The sequence below is a fragment of the Anaerococcus ihuae genome, assembly GCF_928368155.1.
Classification (GTDB): Bacteria; Bacillota; Clostridia; order Tissierellales; family Peptoniphilaceae; genus Anaerococcus; species Anaerococcus ihuae.
In genome coordinates this window covers 78,510-102,162 of record NZ_CAKMRU010000002.1, presented here as the reverse complement: position 1 = coordinate 102,162, position 23,653 = coordinate 78,510, and the positions used below count along the sequence as shown (strand labels likewise).

Below are 23,653 nucleotides of genomic sequence, written 5' to 3'. Positions count from 1 at the left end.
CTCACACTAACACATATAGACCAGATGATTGCGCCTTGATTTGGCACAATCATCCCTAAAACTAAGTGCAGATTTATAACCGTTGATTTCGGTTATAAATCCTGAAAACTAGTGCGAGAGCACGGAATAATTTACCTAGTAAATGAGTTTTCATAAGCACGAGAAAGTTTGCCCAGAAAACGGGTTTTAGTATGAGCAAAGCGAGTGCGTGGAGAGATCTCGTGAATTAAGTAAATATAGAGAAAATATTAAACCAAAGAGATCTCTCGACTGCGCTCGAGATAGGTATAGCTTTGTTTTGATATTAAAATTCAATTTACTTAATCAAATAAAAGATATTTTATAATCTAAAAATTTAAAATTATTCTTTAAAAAAAGAACTCAAAATAGAGTTCTTATACATATATTTCCCCATTTTCATCAGAAGACTTAGTAAGGGCAATTAAAAATTCTACGAAGGCAATTATAGAAGGAATAAAGGTCCAGGAAAAAATTAAATATAAAATTCCTGTACCAATTTTTCCAGAATAAAATTTGTGGCCACCAAATCCACCCAAGAAAAATGCCAAAAGAACATAGGCAATTTTATTGACCTTCTTTTTATCTTGAATACTAGTATTTATATAATAATTGTTGTAAACCTTCCTACTTTCATCAGGCACATTTTTTTCAAAGTCATAGTAAGGATTACTTTCTTTTTCAACAAATTTTTCTTCTTTTATTTTACTTAGCAAATATCCCTTGTCGTCCTTAAAAACTTTGACCCTATCTCCTATTTGAGGAAGAAAATTTACATCAGATAAATTAACCCTAACAACAGACCCGTCGTCCATACCGACAACGACACTGTCAATTTCGATTTTAATAATTTCGCCCATAATTCCTCCTTATTTTCTATAATTATATCATTATTTACAAAAAATATTAAAAATAAAGGAAAAAATCATCCAAGTTGCCTTATAGTTGCTAGCTTTTTTTGAAAAATTCCTTAAAATAATAGAAAAGGAGGACATATGATTGGAGAAAAAATTAAAAATAAAAGAAAAGAATTAAATTTAACCCAAGAATATTTGGCAAAAGAATTAAATATTTCAAGACAAGCTGTATCTAAATGGGAAAAAGGAACAAGCGAGCCTTCCATGGAAAATCTTGTGAAATTATCTGAAATTTTTGGGGTAGATATAAAATATTTTAAAAATAACGATGAGAAAGAAAATGAATCTCTTATTTCAAAAATTTTTTGGGATTTTTTATATGCAGCTATAGGACTTGTTTTTTATTTAATATATTATTTTGGAATAATGGAAGCTGGCCTTAACAAAGACCCAAAACAAATGCCTTTTTTAATACTTACAATTTTTCTAGCATTTTCAGTAATAGCCTTTCCCCAAGCTATAAAGAAGATGGGAAACAAACTAGAAAAAATTGATTATTTCACATTTTCAAAATTAGTCTTGCCAGTAATTTTTATAATTTCACCCTTTATTGTTTTTTATTATATTTTTAAAAAAGAAAATTGAGCACTTTAGTATCTTTATCAAATTTAAGTAAAAAAATAATGGAGATCTTGCAAAACTATAAGAATCATTGTTCCATAGCTAGAGGCTTTTCTTAAAAGATTTTTAATATCACCTTTCTAATTTGGCAAAATTTTCATAAAATTTACTCTAACAAATTGGGATGATTAATTCATTTTGCAAGATTTCCATATTTTTTATTTTCTTATTAAATAGTTAAAGGCTGATAGGGCTGCTGTTGCTCCTGATCCTGCTGCTATTATTATTTGTTTATAAAGGGAATTTATTGCATCACCTGCTGCAAATATTCCTTCTATATTTGTTGAACCGTCTTTTTCTACTTCGATTTCGCCCCTATCTGTGAGTTTTATTTTTCCTTCCAGCCATTCTGTATTTGGAATTTGACCGATTTGAATAAAAACTCCGTCAAGATCAATTGTTTTTTCTTCTTTTGTATTTCTATCTATATATTCAAGACCTGTTAGTTTTTTATCACCAAGGAGTTTTGTTGTTTGGGCAGATGTTATAACTTTTACGTTTTGAAGGGATTCTAATTTTGTTTGTAATATTTTATCTGCCTTTAATTCTGGTAAAAATTCAAGAACTGTAACGGTTTTTGCTATTGATGCAAGGTCTATTGCCGCTTCTATTCCTGAGTTTCCTCCTCCTATAACTGCTACGTCTTTTCCTTTAAATAGGGGACCATCACAATGGGTGCAAAAAGCTACGCCCTTGTTTTTGAATTTTTCTTCTCCATCTATTCCAAGAAGTCTCCATCTTGTTCCTGTTGCAAAAATTAGGCTTTTACTATTTATTTTTGCTCCATCTTCTAGGATAATATTAAATTCATCATCTTTTTTTTCGAAATCGACAGCTTTTACTCCCTCTATTATGTCTACACCAAGATTTTCTACTTGGTTTTTGACTGATAGCATATATTTAGGTCCTTCTGTTCTTAGGATTCCTGTTATATTTTCTATATCGAGAGTTTCGTTTACTTGTCCACCAAATTCGTCTGCAACTATTGCAACTTTTAGTCCTTTTCTTGCTCCATAAATTGCAGCTGTAGCACTACTTGGTCCTGCTCCTACTATCAAGATATCGTAATCTTTGAAATTGGATAAATCTTTTTGGACTTTTTCTGCTACAAGGTCTAAAAGACTTGCCATAGTTTTTTTGCCCCCGTCAAGAAATTCTCCATCTTCAAAAATTGCTGGTACTGCCATAACATCTCTTTTATCACATATATCTTGGTTTATTGAACCTTCAATCATTGTGTGAGAGATATTTTTGTTTAAAACTGCCATAATATTGAATGCTTGCACAACTTCAGGGCAGTTGTGGCAGGAAAGAGAAACTATTGTTTCAAAATTTCTTTTTTCCTTTATAGACTTTATTCTTTCTTTTTCTTCCTTGGATATTTTTGGTTCGATTCCACCAACTTGTAAAAGTGCAAGAACAAATGATTCAAACTCGTGTCCTAAAGGAATTCCTGCAAAAACAATTTTTCCGTGTTCAAATTCTCCATTTAGGCTAAAAGCAGGGGTGAAATTTAAATTTTCTTCTTTTATTTTTATCTTATCAGATAAAGACTCCACTTCTTCTATAAAAGATTTTAATTTTTTTGAATTTTCATCTTCATTTAGCGAAAGTCCAATTGTTACATTGGACTTTAGCATTTTAAGATAAGCCTTTAGCTGATCTTTTAATTTATTGTCTAACATTAGATTTTTCCAACAAGGTCAAGTCCTGGAGTTAGTGTATCATCATCTTCAGAATTCCATTTAGCAGGACATACTTGGTCTGGATGTTTTCTTACATATTGACCAGCTTTAACTTTGTAGATATTATTTTCTGCTTTTCTTCCTATTCCACCCGCATTTATTTCTAATGCTTGGATAACATTATCAGGGTCTATAACAAAAGTTGCTCTGTCAGCTTTTCCATCTTCTGTTAAAATATCTAAAGCTTTTGTAAGTTCTTTGTTTGAATCGCCAATCATTTTGTATTGGATTTTTCCTATAGCTTCACTTTCATCATGCCAAGCCTTGTGTACAAAATGTGTATCAACGCTTACAGAATAAACTTCTGCACCCATCTCTTTTAATTGCCCATATTTTTCTTGCAAATCTTCAAGCTCTGTAGGGCATACAAAGGTAAAGTCTGCTGGATAAAACATCAAAACTTTCCATTCACCTTCAAGGTCCTTATCACTTATCTTTACAAATTCATTTGTTTTTGGATCATAAGCATCCAAATTAAATTCAGGTAATTTTTTTCCTATTAGTGACATAATATCCTCCATATTTTTAAAAAATTACTTTATTTTAAATAAAAAACAAAGTATATGATAATTATACTCATTATAAATTTTGAATCAATATCTTAAATTTTCAAAATAAAAAAATGCCTTCCAAAATTTATGGAAAGGCATTTTAAAAAGCCACTTATAAGTTTTTAAGTGGCTCTTTGATGGGCGAAATCTTTTTTTAAAAGATTTCCATGAGTTAAACAGTAAAAGTTTATTTTCTAAACTTTCTATTTAATTATATCATCGAATTTACAATTGGTAAAGATAATTAATAATTTGCCCATATAGTTTGGGTATAATCTAATTGAGGTGAATTATGAATATATTACTAGCTTTAGATTCAATTAAAGATTTTGAAAATTCTATCGAAATTGGAAATTATTTTAAAGAAGAGTTAGAAAGTGAAAATAAAAATAACAAGGTTTCTATTCTTCCTTTTTTGGATGGGGGACTTGGGACTGTTGAAAGTATCAAGGAAGTTATTGGTGGAGATTTTTCTTATGTAAATGTACATGATCCTATAGGCGAGGCTTCGACTGCTAGATATATTATCAAAAAAAATATGTGTGCTATGGAGATGGCTCAAGCTTGTGGTCTTAGGCTTTTATACAAGGATAATTTAAATGTTATGGAATCTTCTTCAATTGGTCTTGGCGAGATGATTGTTGATGGTTTGAATAATGGCTGTGAGAATTTTTTTATTGGAATTGGGGATACGGCTACAAATGATATGGGCATGGGTATGCTCTATGCTTTGGGCGTTAGATTTTTTGATAAAAATCTTAATTCTTTAAATCCGGTTGCAAAAAACATGATTAAGGTTGATTCTATTGACATATCTGGTCTTGATAAGAGAGTTTTGAATGCAAATTTTGAAATTGCTACAAGCCTTCCTCTCACTCTTTTTCAAAAAAATTCTTTTTTGGATAAAAGACCAATAAGAAAGGGTGCAAGTCCTGAGGAAATTTTACGACTTGAGAAAGCTTGCAGGCACTTTTCTAAAAAAGTGAGCGATTTTTTGGGGGTAAGTGAGATAGATTTTCCTTATCTTGGTGCTGGAGGCGGAGTTTGTTGGGCTCTTTATATATTTTTCAAGGCTCAAATTTCTAATTCTATGGAACTTGTTTTGTCTCTTTTTGATTTTGAAAAAGAGGTCAAGGACAAGGATCTTTTGATTATTAGCGAAAATGTTAATGAATTTAATGGGGAAAATTCTATTAATCTTTCTAAATTTGCCAAAAGATATAATGAAAATATAAAAATAATTTTCTTACAAGATGAAGATTACCAAAGTTTGAGGGATAATCCTTATATAGATGAAGTTTATAAATTTAAAATAAAATCAAATCTTGAAAGGGGAGATTATGAAAGGGAAATAAAATCTGTTGCTAGAGCTTTTATTTCTGATAATCTTTCTGTAAAAATATAAGAAAGAGGAGTTATGGCGAAGGGAAAAATGACTAGAATATTAATGGCAATCAATGTCATAGTATTTATTTTGATGACTGTCACTGGTGGCAGCGAAAATATTCAAAATCTTTTAAGATTTAATGCTATGAGCAAAATCCACGTTTACCAGGGCGAATGGTGGAGATTGTTTTGCCCAATTTTTATCCACATTGGATTTTTTCATCTTTTGATGAATATGTATTTTTTAAATAGTGTTGGTGATACATTTGAATCCTTGTATGGGTCTTTAAATTTTCTGATTATTTATTTATTATGTGGAATAATGGGAAATTTATTTACCTATGCTTTTGGAGAAATTACAAGCGTATCAGCGGGAGCTTCCACATCCCTTTATGGACTTTTTGGTCTTGCTCTTGGAATTATGTTTAATTACAGGGACAATGAATTTCTAAGGCAATTTGGATCAAGTTTTATAGGGATCGTGGCGATAAATATTATTTATTCTTTTATGGTTCCAGGAATTGGAATAACAGGACACATTGGTGGGCTTTTGGGAGGATTTATCCTTGCAGGATTTTTCCCAATAATGAACATGACCCTACCAACAAGCACAAAAATTATTGCAATAATTGCCTTTGCATTAATAGCCATGGGCTTTATATATATAGGAAACAAATCAGTAGCACAAGCTTTATAAGGAGAAAAAATGGACAGAAAAGATATAGACAAGTCCCTAAAATGGGACACAGAAAAAATTTATAAAAAAGACGAAGATTTCTACAAAGAAGTAGGAGAAGTAAAAAACTTAATCGAAAAAACAAAGACATATAAAGGAAGAATTCTAGAATCAGCTGACAGTCTTTACGATTTTTTAAAGACAGATGAAAAATTAGAAAGAAAATTTTCAAAACTCGGTGTTTATGCTTCATTAAAATCCGATGAAGACACAAGAGTTGCAAAATATCAAGAAATGTCAAAAATTGCAGATAACTTATTTGCAAATCTTGCCCAAGAACTTTCCTTTATAACACCAGAAATTTTGTCAGAAGATTACGAAAAAGTACAAAGATATATAGAAGAAAAAGAAGAGCTAAAAATTTACGACCATTATTTTGAAGATTTATTTAGAAATAAAGACCACACCTTGGGTGAAAACGAAGAAAAAATCATAGCTTCATTTTCAAAATTGACCCAAAACCCACAAAATACCTATATGATTTTTTCAAACGCTGACCTAAAATTTCCAAAAGTAAAAAAAGGCGATGAAGAAATCCAAATCACAGACGCAAACTTTACAAACCTAGAACTAGATTCAAATCGTGAATTTAGAAAAGAAGTTTATGAAAAATATTATACAGTTTACAAGCAATTTGAAAACACAGCAGCATCTCTTCTTGATGGGGAAATGACAGCAAATAATACCATAGCAAAACTTAAAAAATTCGATTCAGCAAGAGCTATGAGTCTGTTTGCAAACAACATTGACGAAAAAGTTTACGATAATCTAATAGAAGTAATCCACGATAATATAGAAATCCACAGAGATTACACCAGTCTAAGAAAAGAAGTTTTGGGCCTTGATGATTTAGGATTTTACGATATCTACCTACCATTAGTAGAAGACTATAACAAAACCTACACTTTTGATGAAGCGAAAGAATTAATCCTAAAAGCCCTAGCTCCACTCGGAGAAGACTACATTAAAAAAGCAAGAGAAGGATTTGAAGATAGATGGTTTGATGTAATGGAAAACGAAGGAAAAAGATCAGGAGGATATTCATCCGGATCCTACGATACAGAACCATACATTTTATTAAACTATAATGACTCCCTAGATTCACTCTTTACAACAGCTCATGAATTGGGACATTCAATGCATTCATACTACACAAGAAAAACCCAACCATATATCTATGGAGACTATTCAATATTTTTGGCAGAGATAGCATCAACAACAAACGAACTTCTATTATTAAACTATATGATAGACCATGCCAAAGACGAAAAAGAAAAAGCCTATTTACTAAACCACTACGTAAATTCATTCAAATCAACAGTCTTTAGGCAAACAATGTTTGCGGAATTCGAACTAGAAGCAAACAAATTAGTAGAAAATTCAATGCCAGTAACAGCAGAAAAATTAAACCAAATCTACCACGACCTAAACGTAGATTATTTTGGAAAAGATATAGAAGTAGACAAATATATATCAACAGAATGGGCAAGAATCCCACACTTTTATATGTTCTACTACGTATTCCAATACGCAACAGGATTTTCATCAGCAGTAAGCCTATCAGAAAAAATCCTTCACGGAGACGAAAAAGATTTAGAAAAATATCTTAACTTCCTAAAAGCAGGAAAAAGTAAATATCCATTAGAAGTATTAAAAGAGGCAGGAGTAGATATGACCAAAAAAGATTCACTCCAAAAAGCCATGGATGTTTGTAAAGAAAAACTAGAAGAATTAAAAAGATCTCTAGAAAAATAAAATAAAAATTAAAAATAAAAATCAAAAAGAGCTCAACAAGCATAAAATCTTTAAGAAAAAGCTTGAAAACAAGGGCTCTTTTTTAAATTTAAAAAAATCAGGAAAAATATTTGACAAAGACAAGAAATCCTAGTATTAAATAAAGGCACTGTTAAAGAAGCAAGTCAAATACGAAAAATAAATTTTCAAAAAAATTTGACAAGCGAAAAAATATAGTGTATTATATATTCGATATCACTTCAGACAAACAATCTGAAAAGTAAGATTTTAATAAAAAAATTAAAAAAATACTTGACAAGATAAAATGAATGTGGTATTATATAATAGTCGTTACGAGATAACGACATTGAACCTCAAAAAATATATAGAAACTACAAGAAAAGTAAAGTGAATTACTTTGAGTAAACCAAACGAAAAATGACAAAAGTCAAGATCAAACTATAATTGAGAGTTTGATCCTGGCTCAGGATAAACGCTGGCGGCGTGCATAACACATGCAAGTCGAACGATGAAGCTTAGTTGATTTCTTCGGAATGATTTTAAGTGAATTAGTGGCGAACGGGTGAGTAACACGTGAGTAACCTGCCTTACACAAGGGGATAGCCTTTGGAAACGAAGAATAATACCCTATAACGTCAAAATATCGCATGATATAGTGACCAAAGATTTATCGGTGTAAGATGGACTTGCGTCTGATTAGCTAGTTGGTGAGATAAAAGCCCACCAAGGCGACGATCAGTAGCCGGCTTGAGAGAGTGTACGGCCACATTGGGACTGAGACACGGCCCAAACTCCTACGGGAGGCAGCAGTGGGGAATTTTGCACAATGGGGGAAACCCTGATGCAGCGACGCCGCGTGATTTAGAAGGCCTTCGGGTTGTAAAAATCTTTTTTATGGGATGAAAATGACAGTACCATAAGAATAAGGTCCGGCTAAATACGTGCCAGCAGCCGCGGTAATACGTATGGACCGAGCGTTGTCCGGAATCATTGGGCGTAAAGGGTACGTAGGCGGCCTAGTAAGTTAGAAGTGAAATAATATAGCTCAACTATATAAAGCTTTTAAAACTGCAAGGCTTGAGAGATGGAAGGGAAAGTGGAATTCCTAGTGTAGCGGTGAAATGCGCAGATATTAGGAAGAATACCGGTGGCGAAGGCGACTTTCTGGTCATCATCTGACGCTGAGGTACGAAAGCGTGGGTAGCAAACAGGATTAGATACCCTGGTAGTCCACGCTGTAAACGATGAGTGTTAGGTTCTTGGAATAATCTGGGAGCCGCAGCTAACGCATTAAACACTCCGCCTGGGGAGTACGCACGCAAGTGTGAAACTCAAAGGAATTGACGGGGACCCGCACAAGCAGCGGAGCATGTGGTTTAATTCGACGCAACGCGAAGAACCTTACCAAGTCTTGACATATTACGGCGAAAATTAGAGATAATTTTCTATGACTTCGGTCAACTGTAATACAGGTGGTGCATGGTTGTCGTCAGCTCGTGTCGTGAGATGTTGGGTTAAGTCCCATAACGAGCGCAACCCCTATCGTTAGTTACCATCATTAAGTTGGGGACTCTAGCGATACTGCCGGTGATAAACCGGAGGAAGGTGGGGACGACGTCAAATCATCATGCCCTTTATGACTTGGGCTACACACGTGCTACAATGGCAGGTACACAGGGCAGCGAAAGAGCGATCTGAAGCGAAACTCACAAAACCTGTCCCAGTTCGGATTGTACTCTGCAACTCGAGTACATGAAGTTGGAGTTGCTAGTAATCGCGAATCAGAATGTCGCGGTGAATGCGTTCCCGGGTCTTGTACACACCGCCCGTCACACCATGGGAGTTGGCAATACCCGAAGCCTGTGAGCGAACCAATTGGACGTAGCAGTCGAAGGTAGGGTCAGTAACTGGGGTGAAGTCGTAACAAGGTAGCCGTATCGGAAGGTGCGGCTGGATCACCTCCTTTCTAAGAGTAAAAAGTCGGTACGCTGACTTTTACCCAAAAGAAATTTTAAAATTAACTTCGTTAAGTTAAAAGGAGTAATTTACTTTTCTATATAATGAGGGCAAAAAATGCGATGATTTTTGAAAAATCAAAAATCCCTGCATAAGGAATTTCATCAGCTCATAAATTCGCTGTGACAATTCCATTAGAACCTAATAAAATTAAATAGCTATAAATATTTCCAGTCAAGAAAGCAAGGGCACAAGGTGGATGCCTTGGCACATGAAGGCGAAAAAGGACGTAAGTGAACGAAAACTAGGGTAAGCTCACAAAAAGCATTGACCCCTAGGTCTCCGAATGGGGCAACCCGGTTGTGGAAGACACAATCATTACTAAGTGAATACATAGCTTAGTAAGGCGATACCCTGCGAACTGAAACATCTAAGTAGCAGGAGGAAAAGAAAGAAACATCGATTTTCTAAGTAGCGGCGAGCGAACGGAAAAGAGCCTAACTCATTAAACGATTTTAAATCTAGTAGAATTATCTGAAAAGCTAAACCAAAGAAAGTGAAAGTCTTGTAAACGAAAGATTTAAGAAAGTAAGAGGGAAAGTATCACCGGGCACGAGTAACCCGGTGTGAAGATAGGGGGCCCATCCCCTAAGGCTAAATACTAACATGTGACCGATAGTGAACAAGTACCGTGAGGGAAAGGTGAAAAGAACCCCGCAAGGGGAGTGAAATAGAACCTGAAACCTAGTGCCTACAAGCAGACAGAGCGTGAGAGAACGTGATGTCGTACCTTTTGTAGAATGGGCCAGCGAGTTATTCTAAATTGCAAGGTTAATGATTTAAGATCAGAAGCCGTAGCGAAAGCGAGTCTTAATAGGGCCAAAGTAAGTTAGAATAGACCCGAAACCGGGTGATCTATCCATGGTCAGAGTGAAGTTGAAGTAAAATTCAATGGAGGCTCGAACCGGGTGCGGTTTAAAACGCATCGGATGAACTGTGGATAGGGGCGAAAAACCAAACGAACCCGGAGATAGCTGGTTCTCCTCGAAATAGCTTTAGGGCTAGCCTCTGACCTAAGATTTTAGGAGGTAGAGCACTGAATGGTCTAGGGCGGAGATCCGTACCAAAACCTATCAAACTCCGAATGCCAAAAAATCAAGTCAGGGAGTCAGACTTAGGGGGATAAGCTTCTAAGTCGAAAGGGAAACAGCCCAGACCGACAGCTAAGGTCCCAAAATTTGAATTAAGTGGAAAAGGATGTGAATCTACTAAGACAACCAGGACGTTGGCTTAGAAGCAGCCATGCATTTAAAGAATGCGTAATAGCTCACTGGTCAAGTGGGTTTGCGCCGAAAATGAACGGGGCTAAATTCAATACCGAAGCTTCGGATTAATAGAGGGATTAAGTTTACAAATGAGACTAGGAAATATTTAACAAAAACAGAAGAGATTAAGAAAATACAAATTTCAGACGCAGACATAAAGATAGGATATTAAAGAAAAATATTCAAAAAAACACAAGTCTAAAGTCAAAGTGAGTAACATAAGAAATTATGAACTAACAATCACTGGTTAAGAGTTAAAAACTAGGACTCATAGCTAAACTTAATACCTCTATTAGTGGTAGAGGAGCATTGTATTAGAGACGAAGCCAAGGCGAAAGCAAAAGTGGATCTAATACAAGAGAGAATGCTGGCATGAGTAGCGAGAAGGAGTGTGAGAATCACTCCCGTCGAAACCCTAAGGACTCCTGAGCAAGGCTCGTCCCCTCAGGGAAAGTCGGGACCTAAGCCAAGGCCGAAAGGCGTAGGCGATGGATAACAGGTTTATATTCCTGTACCGCTTGAAGTCGTTAAGAGAGACGTGATGACGCAAAAGGATAATCAAAGCCATCCGATGGATGATGGTCTAAAGCCGTAGGAAGAAAAGTAGGCAAATCCGCTTTTCACAAATTCTGAAAGCCGATAGGTATCGAAAACATAAGTAGAGAAGTTGATGACTCCATGTTGCCAAGAAAAGTCACTATCCAGACCAAAGCGCCCGTACCAAAACCGACACAGGTAGGGAGGTAGAGAATACCAAGACGCGCGGAAGAACCTTTGTTAAGGAACTCGGCAAAATGTCCCCGTAACTTCGGGAGAAGGGGAGCCAAAGAGATTTGGCCACAGAAACCAGGCCCAAGCGACTGTTTACCAAAAACACAAGTTTCTGCAAAATCGCAAGATGAAGTATAGGAGCTGACACCTGCCCGGTGCTGGAAGGTTAAGGGGAAGGCTTAGAGCAATCGAAGGCTAGAACTTAAGCCCCAGTAAACGGCGGCCGTAACTATAACGGTCCTAAGGTAGCGAAATTCCTTGTCGGGTAAGTTCCGACCCGCACGAAAGGTGTAACGATTTGGGCACTGTCTCAACAAAGGATCCGGTGAAATTGTAGTAGTCGTGAAGATGCGACTTACCCACGCTAGGACGGAAAGACCCCGTGGAGCTTTACTGTAGGCTGATATTGGATTTTGAGATTAAATGTACAGGATAGTTGGGAGACTGAGATATCTGGATGCCAATCTAGGAGGAGTCACTGGTGGGATACCAACCTTTTAATATCAAAGTTCTAACCATAGCCCTTGAATCAGGGCATGGGACATTGTCAGTTGGGCAGTTTGACTGGGGCGGTCGCCTCCTAAAAAGTAACGGAGGCGTTCAAAGGTTCGCTCAGAATGGACGGAAACCATTCGTAGAGTATAAAGGCACAAGCGAGCTTAACTGCGAGAGCTACAACTCAAGCAGAGTCGAAAGACGGACTTAGTGATCCGGTGGTACCGCATGGAAGGGCCATCGCTCAACGGATAAAAGCTACCCCGGGGATAACAGGCTTATCTCCCCCAAGAGTCCACATCGACGGGGAGGTTTGGCACCTCGATGTCGGCTCGTCTCATCCTGGGGCTGGAGTAGGTCCCAAGGGTTGGGCTGTTCGCCCATTAAAGAGGCACGCGAGCTGGGTTCAGAACGTCGTGAGACAGTTCGGTCCCTATCCAGCGTGGGCGTAAGAAATTTGAGAGGAGCTGTCCTTAGTACGAGAGGACCGGGATGGACGCACCAATGGTGTACGAGTTGTTAGGCCACTAGCATGGCTCGGTAGCTAAGTGCGGGATTGATAAGTACTGAAAGCATCTAAGTACGAAGCAGGCCTCAAGATAAGATTTCTCAGAGTAGGTAAAGAAAATACCTTAGATAGGTCCAAGGTGTAAGTGCAGTAATGTATTAAGCTAATGGATACTAAACTTTAAATCTTGACTGGAAATATTTATAGCTATTGATTAAGAGGTTTAAAAAAAGAATATAAAATATCTGGTGACAATGGCAGAAGGGATACACCTGTACCCATACCGAACACAGAAGTTAAGCCTTCTAACGCCGATGGTACTCGGAGGGAGACCTCCCGGGAGACTAGGAAGTTGCCAAACAAATTTGACTAGCATTTGCTAGTCTTTTTTTGTGTGAAATATTTCGATTTGTTTAAATTTTACTGTGTTTTTAAAAATTTAATTTTTACTTTGTATGAATATAGAAATTTTAAATATTGATTATGAATTTTATTAAAATTTTTGAATCGATTGATTTTATGAAAAATGTAGTCATATTTATGTGATTATATTAAATATGTAGTTTTTATTATAATGGTATTTTTGGAAATATTTTGGAAATATTTTGGAAATAAATTTATTTTTGAATTATTTTTTTGTAAGTTTATAAAAAATTTTATATTAAATTTAAAATGCGATGAAATAGAATTTTATTTCATCGCATTTTTCTTTTATTTGTATTTGTAGAATCCTTCGCCAGTTTCTATTCCTTTTAGACCTTTGGCTGCTCTTTCTTCTAGTTTTTTTACTGCTTTTCCTATTGGTGTATTTGGGTCGTTTGCTTGTGGATTTCTTTTTGTTATGTTTAGAACTGTTGTGATTCCTACTATATCTATTATTTCAAATGGACCTTTTGGGGATCCTGTTCCTATTTTCCAGTCCATATCTATATCTTCTGGTTCTGCTACATCGTCACCATATAGCATTAGTCCTGCATTTATTAGTGGTACTAATATTGAGTTTAGGATATATCCTGCTTGTTCTTTTTTGATTACTGCTGGATACATTCCTATTTCTTTTGCAAATTCTATTACTGTTTGGAAGGCTTCATCGCTTGTTTTGTCTTGTTTCATTACTTCTGCTAGATTTTGTCTCCAGATATTATTTGCAAAGTGTAGGCTTAGGAATTTGTCTTCTCTTCCTGTATATTCTCTAAAGGTTGATGGCAATAGGGTTGATGAGTTTGTTACTAGGATTGCTTCGTCTTTTAGGTATGGGGCAATTTTTTCGTAGAAGGCTTTTTTCTCATCTACTACTTCTGCTATTGCCTCTATTACAAGGTCTGCATCGTCAAATGCTTCTTTAAGGTCTGTTGTGTATTTCATTTCTGTGTAAACTTTTTCGTTTACTTTTTTTAGTTCTTCTATTTTTTCTTCTGTTATTTCTGATTTGTTATTGAAAAATGATCTTGGATAGTTTGGATTTTCTTGTCCGATATATGATGGACATGCAATCAATTCTTTGGTGAATATTTCGTGTAGGTAATCTATTCTTGGTTTTACTCTTTCTATTGATCCTTCGCTTCTTCCCCAAATTGTTACGTCAAATCCATGAAAAGCTGTAACGTAGGCTATTTGTGCTCCGAGGACTCCTCCTCCTGCTATGGTTACTTTTTTTATTTTCATATTATTCTCCTTTTTTATTCTTTTTTTCTTTTTCCTTTTATATCTTTACCCATTTCTTTGTATTTAAATTCTATTGGTTGATATTTTGTAATAAAATTTTTTTATATCGTTTTTGGTATTTTTCTAATTTTATTTATAAAATTTTTTTGTTATTTTAATTTTATTCTTTTTATATTTCATAAAATAGAGAATTTACAAGTTCATTTTATATTTATATTTTATTTTAATTTTTTAATACTTTATTGTACCATAAGTTTTTCTTATATGTCTTATAATTTATATGTATTTTACAAGTTTTTTTATTTGTAATATTATAATTATGAAAACGTAATCATTTTTAAGAAGAAGGGGTGAATATTGTGAAAGAAAATGAAAAAGTTTCTGGTAAGGCGTTAATTCCATTTTTGGTTTTTATCGTTATTTACTTAGCCACAGGTATAGTACTTCACGTTAGAGGAGTAGAAATGGCTTTTTATCAATTGCCTGCACCTATTGCAGCTTTTGTTGGTATTATTAGTGCATTTTTATTATTTGGTGGAAGTATTGATGAAAAATTCGACAATTTGGTTGAAGGTTGTGGCGACTCAAACATTATTATTATGTGTTTGATTTACATATTGGCAGGCGCTTTCTCCGCTGTTGCTTCTGCTTCTGGTGGAGTTGATTCTGTAGTTGGTTTGGGACTTTCTTTTGTTCCTGCTAAATTTTTAACTGCAGGTGTATTTTTGATAGCTTGTTTCATTTCTATAGCTACTGGTTCTTCTGTTGGTACTATTACTGCTCTTGGACCTATAGCTGTTGGTCTTGCTAAATCTGGTGGTATCAATATGGCTTTGATGCTTGGTGCCTTGGTTGGTGGATCAATGTTTGGTGATAACTTATCTGTTATTTCTGATACAACTATCGCTGCTACTAGAACTCAAAATTGTGAAATGAAAGATAAGTTTAGGATGAACATTAAAATGGCTCTTCCTGCTGGTATTATTACTTTCATTTTATTATTAATTTTGGGTGCTCCAGAATCTCAACCTGCTCAAAAAGATTTATCTTACGATATTATTAAGATTATTCCTTATATTTTCGTATTGGTTGTAGCTTTGATGGGAGTCAATGTATTTTTAGTTTTGACCGGTGGTATTGTTTTATCTGGTATTGTTCTTCTTATGAACAATGGATTTGACTTACTTGCTCTTTCTCAAACTATGTGGGAAGGATTCACTGGAATGTTTGAAATCTTCTTACTTTCAATGCTAATTGGTGGTCTTTCTAATATGGTTACCAAAGAGGGTGGAATCAATTGGATTATTGCTAAAATTAGAAAATTTGCTAAGGGAGAAAAATCTGGTGAGCTTGGTATAGCTGCTCTTGTTTCTCTTGCTGATATAGCAATTGCTAACAATACTGTTGCAATTATTATTTCAGGTCCAATTGCAAAGAAAATGTGTAATGAATATAAGATTGATCCTAGAAGATCAGCTTCACTTCTTGATACATTTTCATGTGTATTCCAAGGAATAGTACCTTATGCTGCTCAAGTATTGATAGCTGCAAGCTTTACAGAAGGTTTAGTTGCACCATTCCAAATCATACCATATTTCTGGTATCAATTTATTTTGGGAGTGGTTTCAATAATTTCAATCTATGTACCATTTACTCAAGCAAAAGATAAATGGAACTTTGAATATGATATGGCAGAATCAAAAGTAGCTGATCATATTAAAAATTTGGAAGGCAATGAACAAGTTCACGCTTAGTTAGGGATAAGTATTCCTTACAAAGCTTTGAAAGATTTTTGGAAGATTTGTAAACATAACCTATATCCATAGATAAATTTTCAGGATTTTCAAGCTTTACTGTTTTTATATTAGGAAATCCGTTATCTGGATGAAGGCAACCTGTTCCAACATTGAATGAGTTTGTGTTGGAAATAAGTCCCAAAGTTGTACCCCTGTCTTGGGTGTAGATAACCTGTTTGTGATCAGGAAGGCTTACAAATTCTTCCGGTAAAATCTGTGTGTCATTTTGCTCATAAATTATCATAGGAAACTTATAAAGATCATCAATTCTAATCAATTCTTGATTTGCTAAAGGATGATCTTTGTTAATGAAAACATGAGGAATGACCTTGGCAATCGTAACATATGACAAAGATTTTTCTTTGAACAAATTAAAAATGGCCTGTCTATATGGATCATTTATATAAATAAAGGCTAGGTCAGAATAATCGTTTTCAACGTGGTTAATTGCATCAAGAGATGTAGTTTCTTTTAGATAAAATTTAAAAGAATCATCCTTATACTTGTCAATTAATTTCATAAAGGCCGATACAGCAAAATTAAAATGTTGACTAGAAATTCTAAGCTCAGAAATATCCTTATTCTCTGTAGAATATTGTCTTTGAATTTCTTTGTATTTGCTCATTAAGTCTTGGCATTTTATGAGATACTCAAGACCTTTGGCGGTTGTTTGAGTTCCACTTTGATTTCTATCAAAAATTTTAAAGCCCAGTTCCTTTTCAAGATCATTTATGGCCATAGAAATGGCAGGCTGGGATGTGTAGAGGTTTTTGGCAGCTTTGGAAATAGAACCTGTTTTAGAAACTTCTATAGCATAATTAATTTTGTTTAAATTCATAATATCTCCTTAGTGTCTTTGGATATATTATATTAAATATTTTGTAAAAATGAAAGAATAGTAAGAAAGGATTAAAAAATGACAGAAAACAAAAAAAGATCATTTGCAACAGAAACAATACATGCAGGCGCAATAAAGGATACATACGGTTCACTCGGATTACCAATATATCAAACATCAACCTTTATATTCGACAATGCAGAACAAGGTGGAAGAAGATTTGCCCTAGAAGAAGAAGGATTTATCTATTCAAGACTAGGAAACCCAACAAACGATGCCCTAGAAAAAAAACTAGCAGCACTCGAAGGAGCAGAAGCCGCAGTATCAACCTCATCAGGAATGGGAGCAATCACATCATCAATCTGGCCATTCATAAAAGCAGGCGACCATATCCTAGCATGCGGAACACTTTACGGATGTACCTTCGCATACCTAAACGAAATAAAAAAATTTAACATAGACGTAGAATTTATAGATATGACAGACCTAGAAGAAGTCAAAAAACATTTAAAAGACAACACAAGAATAGTATATCTAGAAACACCAGCAAACCCAACACTAGACGTAATAGATATAGAAGAAGTAGTAAAACTAGCAAAAGAAAACTCAAAAGATACATTAGTAATCGCAGACAATACCTTTGCAACCCCATACCTACAAAATCCATTAAAACTCGGAGTAGACATAGTAGTCCACTCAGCAACCAAATACCTAAACGGCCACGGCGACGTAATAGCAGGATTTTCATGCGGATCAAAAGAATTAATGACCCAAGTAAGACTAGTAGGCCAAAAAGACTTCACAGGCTCAGTCCTATCAGCCCACGATGCATTTTTAATCTTTAGAGGAATGAAAACCCTAGAAGTAAGAATGAAACAACACATAGCAAACACCAAAAAAGTTGTAGAAGCACTACAAAAACACAAAAACGTAGAAAAAGTATACTATCCAGGCCTTGAAGACTTCAAAAACCACGAAGTAGCCAAAAAACAAATGAAAGACTACGGAGCAATGGTAACCTTCGAAGTAAAAGGTGGAATCGAAGCAGGAAGGACAGTAATGAACAACGTAAAATTATGTTCATTAGCAGTAAGCTTGGGCGATGCAGAAACATTAATAGAGCACCCAGCAACAATGACCCACTCAACCTACTCAGAAGAAGATCTAAAAGAAGCAGGAATAGCTCCAGGCTTAATAAGACTATCAGTAGGCCTAGAAGATGCAGATGAAATAATAGAAGATTTAAATCAAGCTTTAGACCTCATATAAAAATTATATGAAAAATCTCCCTTAGGGGGGATTTTTTATTTTGATAAAGTTTCATAACTACTAATATAAAAATTAAATAATTTCATCTCAATTAAAGTTAGAAAATTATATAACCCATCTTGAGCAGAAAAATATGCCTTAATTTGGCATATTTTTCCATAAAACTAGTGCAGATTTATAACCGTTGATTTCGGTTATAAATCCTGAAAACTAGTGCGAGATCACGGAAAAATTTGCCAAGCAAATGGGTTTTCATAAGCACGGTAAAGTTTGCGAAGCAAACGGGTTTTAGCAGTCGAGAGATCTCTTGGTTATATTTGGATATTTTTTTATTTTTCCATTGAGATTTCTTTGCTATATTTTTATTTTTACTTACTTTTGCTATGAGATCTCTTCATGCAGTCGCTTTGCTCCTTTAGTCGAGATGGGTTTGTGGTGTGCTTTATTTTTTTCTAATTTTATATTTTTTAATTATCTATTTATATTTCATTTTTATTTATAATTTTTAATCTGATATTTTTATTTTTTTATTCAAGAATTTTAAAAATAATATAAATATTACAATAATTCGAAGGCACTGAGTACATAAATTAATAGCCCATCTTGAGCGAAGTCGAGAGATCTCTTGGTTATATTTGGATATTTTTTTATTTTTCTATTGAGATTTCTTTGCTTTTTTTTATTTTTTATTTACTTTAACCACAAGATTTCTCCGCTTGCTACGCACGATAAATCGGGATAATCAATCGAAATTAACGGTTGTTTATCTGATCGAGTTGTTATTTTTGTATTTGTTTAATTAGTAAATTTTTTAAAATTTATCTTAAAAAAAATCGTATTGGGTTTTCCAATACGATTTTTAACTTCTACTTTATTTTATTTTCTAGTTTTTCTTTTTTCTTGAAAATACTGCTATAACTGCTGCTATTACTGCAACTGCTATTACTATTAATGATTTGTTTGATTTGTTTTCTGATTTTTTAGTATTTTCTTCATTGCTTGATGAATCAGAAGATGTTTGTTCGTTTGATTCAGATTTTTCTTCTTTTCCTTCTTCTTGGTATTTTATTGAGGATTTATCTGTTTCGAATACGTATTTGTCGTCTTCTTCTTTTACATCAATTTTATCGCCTTTTGCTTCAAATTTTGCTTGTTTTTCGAAGGCTTTTTTTGGAATTGAGATTTTTACTGGATTGTTTAGTTTTTCTACTGGATTGCCGTAAGCATCTACAATTTTGATTTCTCCACCTGTTCCTTCTTCATTTGCTTCTACTTGAAGATTTAGATAGGTGTCGCTTGTGTCTTTTTTAACATCCATTGTTGTTTCTGAGAAGTTTTCAGTAGCTCTTCTTCCGTAGAAGGTGTAGGTGTAGTCGTTTTTCTTTAGGTAATCTTTATATTTTTCTTCAAGATCTTTGTTAAATCCTTTTAATAAATCGAATGATTTTTGAGCTTCTTCTTTATTCTTTTCTGTTGGATCTTTTTCTCCTGAAACTTTTGTATTTGAAATTTGTTCTTTTTCAAATTTGTCAATTTCTGGAGTGATATCTTTCATAAAGTCATCTCTGTTTGCTTCAACCATGTGTAAGGTATCCATTGCCAACCAATAGTGTGAATTTTCTTTGTCTGGGTCGTTTGTTTCGTTTGAAACTTTATCAATTGATCCTTCTTGGTTTGGATAGTAGGCAACATATGGTTGAACGAGTGGTGAACCAAGTGTTAACCACATTATTCCAGGATTTGTTGCTTCTGCATTTTCTGGAACTTGGAAGATGTGTGATTCCATAGTATTTCTATTTCCTATTGGATAAGCATCATCTCTTCCCCTATCGTTTGCTTCTATATCAAAGTTTTCAAGTCTATTTCTTGTAAAGTCCATTACATTTTTAACTGAGATTGAACCTTTTTTGGCATCTTGTAAAAATTCGTAAGTTTCAGTTTTCATGTCAACATCTGAATCAGGATTTAAGAATTTGATTCCAGATGCTACTCTTGAACGGTTTGATGGTGAAAGTTCTTTTTCTGCATAAGATTTTGCAAGATCAATTACTCTTTCATCTTCATTTCCTTCAAAAGTATTTGCTTTTTTAGCTGTTTCGAAAATACCCTTTGAATAAAGATAATTTTCATCTTCACTCATTATATAATTTTCACTTTCTTCGCCTTTTGTAAGTTTTGCTTCGTTGAGCCAGAATGTGTTAGGGAAAACTGAGAATTTATCTTTAGGATATTTCATTGCAACAAATTCATGACCTGAATAAATTTCTACATACCATAAATCAGTTTTGTCAGAAATTACAAGAGCATTTCCTTCAGCAGCACCTTTTGTAGCTACTTCGTCTGCCAATAATTTTACAGCATCTAGAGCATTATCTGCACTTGATAAAATAACTGTTGGCATTATAGCTTCAGAAATTCCTATAGGCTTTCCTTCTTCTTCCCCATCAAGATATGGGTCAACTTTTTGAATTTCTTCATTTGCAGAAGCAGAAACTGTCATGTCAGCTATAAGACCTTTTTCGTTGTAACCTGCTTCATCAAACATACCATATTCTGGAGTTGTATCACTTATTGATGTAAAACGATAAGAATCATGTGGAAGTTCAAATTCATATCCACCTTTTTCTGCGTAAGAAACATCTACAAGTTTTTCTCCTTTTTTGTACTTACCAGCTTCATTGATTTTGTAAACCTTATTGTGGTTTATTTCCAAATCCTCTGTACGACCAAAAATTGTGGTACCATCTTCGGTCAAATCACTACCAACTATAACTCCTGTACAAGCCTTTGCAGGCAAGGCAAGAGCAGTAAATAAAAATACTGCACTAAGTGCAAAAACACATAATTTATTAAATATTTTCATAGTATACCTCCAAATCATATTATAAAACAATAAAAGAAATTAGACAAACGTTACCAAAAATAGTTCTTATTCTTTATTTCTTTATCATAAATGAGCAAAATCTTTTCTCTATTGTAAGAAATATTTACAAATAAATTTATTTTTTAAAAAGCTTAATTAATTAAAAATATTTTATTAGATAAAGTAATACAAAATTTTGAATTAAATGAAAATATTTATTTGACATTATATATATATATATAATGAAGATATGATAAAATTATTAAAATAAGGAGAAAAATATGAAAAAGAAAAACGTACTAGCATTAGCACTAGCAGCAGGATTAGTATTTGGTGCACAAGCAAACGCTGACGGTCCTAAAGTTGTTGATTTTGGTATCGATAATGGAGATGGAAAAGGACAACAACCAGCAGTAACTGAAAAAATGCCAAAAGATAAAGAAGTAGCACCTGAGGTTGAAGCAAAAACAAACAAAGATCCTTTAACAGATGCTGAAGCACCATTTGGAAAAGATGGTCAAATCAAAAAACCAGATTACACAAGTGCAGAAGCTCCATTTGCAGGAAAAGAAAAAACAAATGGATTTAATGATGCAGAAGCACCATTCCAAAAAAGAGATGATGATGTTAAATTAAACAAAGCAGAAGATCCATTTGGATCAACAAATGTTAAAAAAGAAGCTCCAACAACATCATATGAAAATGTAAAACATTCATTCAAAACTGTTCAAGAAGCTATAGCTGCATACCCAGATTCAAAACCAATGTATGAAAATGGAAAATATATAGTTTATTCTGACAAAGCTCCATTAGTAGGATACCAATTTGATTCAGCTGAAAAAGCAGCAGAAAAATTCCCTAACTTAAAAGTTGAAGCTAAAAACGGAAAATATTACGTATACACAGCTCAAGCTCCATTATTAAAATATACATTTAATACACAAGCAGAAGCATTTGAAGCTTTCCAAGATATTAAACCAATGTATGAAAATGGAAAATATGTAATCTATACACAAGAAGCTCCAAAAGCAACATATGAATTCAAATCATACGAAGAAGCTATCAAAGCATTCCCAGGCTCAAACCCAGAAGCTAGAGATGGCAAATACTATGTTCACACAACAATGGAACCAGTAGAAGGAACTGTAGCTAAAAAAGTTGTAGGAAATCCTGACAAATTAGTTAAAGTTAACCCTGAAACAGGCGAAATCATTGGTGAAGAAGCTCAAAAACCAGCTGACAAAAAAGCTGATAAAAAAGCTGATAAAAAAGCAGACAAAAAAGTAGCTGCAGAAAATAAAACAGAAAGAAAAGCTAATAAAGCTAGCAACGTAAATACAGGTGTTGCTGGACTTACAGGAGTAGTAGCAACATTAGCAGCAGCTTCAGCAGCTCTTTTCAAATCAAAAAGAAAATAATTAAATTTTAAATTAAAAAACTAGGGTGATTTCATCCTAGTTTTTTTTGTAAGTAGAACAAAAAAATAAAATAAATCTTGCTAATTAAATTATAGGAATATATTTTATAAAAAGAATATAAATAGAGAAAAAACTTTAAAAATTTTAAAAAATTTTTAAAAATAATGTTTAGAATCGATTTCACTGGGTATTATTATAATAACAGAAGATAAAATCTTCTGATAGTCCACTAGCATGGATGTAAAAAAGCTTAGAATTTATAGTAATATAGAAGAGATTTTAAAACTATAAAGGTATTTAGCTATAAGAATTTAAATGAATTTAAAATCTGAAATCTTATATTATAAAACTTTACAATTGTGGAGATTTATTTAAAAAAAGAAAATAATATAGGTTTTCGTGGAAAAAGTGGTGGAAATTAATTGTTAAAGTAGGGCCATCTGACATTTTTCTAAAAGATTTGTTTATAGACTAAATAAAAAGCAAGCTAACAATTGAATAGATAAAAGTTTTGTTAGGAGGAAGTTTTCCCATAATATAAAAAAATATACAAAAATTGTCAATATGCTAAGATATTTAATATATAAAATTTAAATATGAAAAGAGAAAGGACATAAGAGTGATTGAACCAAAATCAGAATCCTGTGCTAGTGGACATATAAAATAAATCGACTTTAGATTGTAAAGAAAGTTTAAAGTCGATTTTTTTGTGTTTATTTTTAATTTTTTATTTCATTTTAAATTATTTGATTTTTTTCCTATACATTAATTGGTTTACCAAAAACAAAAAGGAAATTATAAAAAGATTTGTAAAGGAATCTGGACTTGATCTTTTACTTATCAATGAAAAAATTATTTCTAGTACAAGATATATTGTAAAAGCGAAAAGTGTGTGGATTGATGTGTAATTAAAAATTTCAACATCTCTTTTGTCGCCAAATTTATATTTTGTTAAAAGTAGGACGTTTACAACCAAGCTTGCAAGTAAAATTATTGTTATAAATAGGTTTGTTTTCATAA

At 33.6% G+C, this 23,653-nt stretch carries 14 protein-coding genes and 3 rRNA genes; 10 read left to right on the top strand and 7 right to left on the bottom strand.

From position 1 onward, the window contains the following. Window positions 1-395 precede the first annotated feature (395 nt). The gene (locus L6653_RS05775) at window positions 396-878 is read right to left on the bottom strand and encodes a TM2 domain-containing protein (protein WP_236785920.1); all 483 of its coding nucleotides are present in this window, start codon (window positions 876-878) and stop codon (window positions 396-398) included. Between the two features lie 135 nt (window positions 879-1,013). Here L6653_RS05775 and L6653_RS05770 point away from each other — a divergent pair, with 135 nt between their 5' ends. Further along, the gene (locus tag L6653_RS05770; protein WP_236785919.1) at window positions 1,014-1,520 is read left to right on the top strand and encodes a helix-turn-helix domain-containing protein; all 507 of its coding nucleotides are present in this window, start codon (window positions 1,014-1,016) and stop codon (window positions 1,518-1,520) included. 194 nt (window positions 1,521-1,714) lie between these two features. On the opposite strand, the gene ahpF is transcribed toward L6653_RS05770, so the two are convergent. Together ahpF and ahpC are read right to left on the bottom strand one after the other, a co-directional pair. Next, entirely contained in the window at window positions 1,715-3,241 is a 1,527-nt protein-coding gene (gene ahpF, locus L6653_RS05765) for an alkyl hydroperoxide reductase subunit F (protein ID WP_236785918.1), read from the bottom strand. Then, complete coding sequence (gene ahpC, locus L6653_RS05760; RefSeq protein WP_060802970.1) at window positions 3,241-3,810, bottom strand: alkyl hydroperoxide reductase subunit C; 570 nt, start codon at window positions 3,808-3,810, stop codon at window positions 3,241-3,243. The genes ahpF and ahpC overlap by 1 nt, the downstream gene beginning before the upstream one ends. Before the next feature lie 334 nt (window positions 3,811-4,144). Between ahpC and L6653_RS05755 the strand changes: the two genes are divergently transcribed. The 6 genes from L6653_RS05755 (at window position 4,145) to rrf (ending at window position 13,145) form a co-directional block, all read left to right on the top strand. Beyond that, entirely contained in the window at window positions 4,145-5,257 is a 1,113-nt protein-coding gene (locus L6653_RS05755; protein ID WP_236785917.1) for a glycerate kinase family protein, read from the top strand. Window positions 5,258-5,269: 12 nt separating this feature from the next. Then, window positions 5,270-5,935, top strand: coding sequence for a rhomboid family intramembrane serine protease (locus tag L6653_RS05750; RefSeq protein ID WP_236785916.1), 666 nt, complete (start codon window positions 5,270-5,272; stop codon window positions 5,933-5,935). Window positions 5,936-5,944: 9 nt separating this feature from the next. Then, window positions 5,945-7,729, top strand: coding sequence for an oligoendopeptidase F (pepF, locus tag L6653_RS05745; protein WP_236785915.1), 1,785 nt, complete (start codon window positions 5,945-5,947; stop codon window positions 7,727-7,729). Between the two features lie 440 nt (window positions 7,730-8,169). Next, window positions 8,170-9,695 (top strand): 16S ribosomal RNA (locus L6653_RS05740). Window positions 9,696-9,917: 222 nt separating this feature from the next. After that, window positions 9,918-12,979 (top strand): 23S ribosomal RNA (locus L6653_RS05735). Between the two features lie 49 nt (window positions 12,980-13,028). After that, a 5S ribosomal RNA gene (gene rrf / locus L6653_RS05730) occupies window positions 13,029-13,145 on the top strand. The 16S, 23S and 5S rRNA genes sit together here, the layout of an rRNA operon. Before the next feature lie 350 nt (window positions 13,146-13,495). Here rrf and L6653_RS05725 read toward each other — a convergent pair. Further along, window positions 13,496-14,449: a 3-hydroxyacyl-CoA dehydrogenase gene (locus L6653_RS05725; RefSeq protein WP_236785914.1), complete on the bottom strand. Its 954-nt coding sequence runs from the start codon at window positions 14,447-14,449 to the stop codon at window positions 13,496-13,498. 359 nt (window positions 14,450-14,808) lie between these two features. On the opposite strand from L6653_RS05725, the gene L6653_RS05720 reads away from it, so the two are divergent. Beyond that, window positions 14,809-16,203 (top strand): Na+/H+ antiporter NhaC family protein, encoded by a 1,395-nt coding sequence (locus L6653_RS05720; protein ID WP_236785913.1) that lies wholly within the window; start codon window positions 14,809-14,811, stop codon window positions 16,201-16,203. On the opposite strand, the gene L6653_RS05715 is transcribed toward L6653_RS05720, so the two are convergent. Beyond that, window positions 16,166-17,083, bottom strand: a complete 918-nt coding sequence (locus tag L6653_RS05715) for a LysR family transcriptional regulator (protein ID WP_236785912.1) — start codon at window positions 17,081-17,083, stop codon at window positions 16,166-16,168. The genes L6653_RS05720 and L6653_RS05715 overlap by 38 nt on opposite strands. A 78-nt stretch (window positions 17,084-17,161) precedes the next feature. Between L6653_RS05715 and megL the strand changes: the two genes are divergently transcribed. After that, the gene (megL, locus tag L6653_RS05710) at window positions 17,162-18,352 is read left to right on the top strand and encodes a methionine gamma-lyase (protein ID WP_236785911.1); all 1,191 of its coding nucleotides are present in this window, start codon (window positions 17,162-17,164) and stop codon (window positions 18,350-18,352) included. 883 nt (window positions 18,353-19,235) lie between these two features. Here the strand turns inward: megL and L6653_RS05705 are convergent. After that, window positions 19,236-21,215, bottom strand: a complete 1,980-nt coding sequence (locus L6653_RS05705; protein ID WP_236785910.1) for a C69 family dipeptidase — start codon at window positions 21,213-21,215, stop codon at window positions 19,236-19,238. Window positions 21,216-21,496: 281 nt separating this feature from the next. Here L6653_RS05705 and L6653_RS05700 point away from each other — a divergent pair, with 281 nt between their 5' ends. Continuing rightward, window positions 21,497-22,633 (top strand): hypothetical protein, encoded by a 1,137-nt coding sequence (locus L6653_RS05700; protein WP_236785909.1) that lies wholly within the window; start codon window positions 21,497-21,499, stop codon window positions 22,631-22,633. A 742-nt stretch (window positions 22,634-23,375) separates the two neighbouring features. Here the strand turns inward: L6653_RS05700 and L6653_RS05695 are convergent. Continuing rightward, complete coding sequence (locus tag L6653_RS05695) at window positions 23,376-23,651, bottom strand: histidine kinase (protein WP_236785908.1); 276 nt, start codon at window positions 23,649-23,651, stop codon at window positions 23,376-23,378. Window positions 23,652-23,653: the final 2 nt, after the last annotated feature.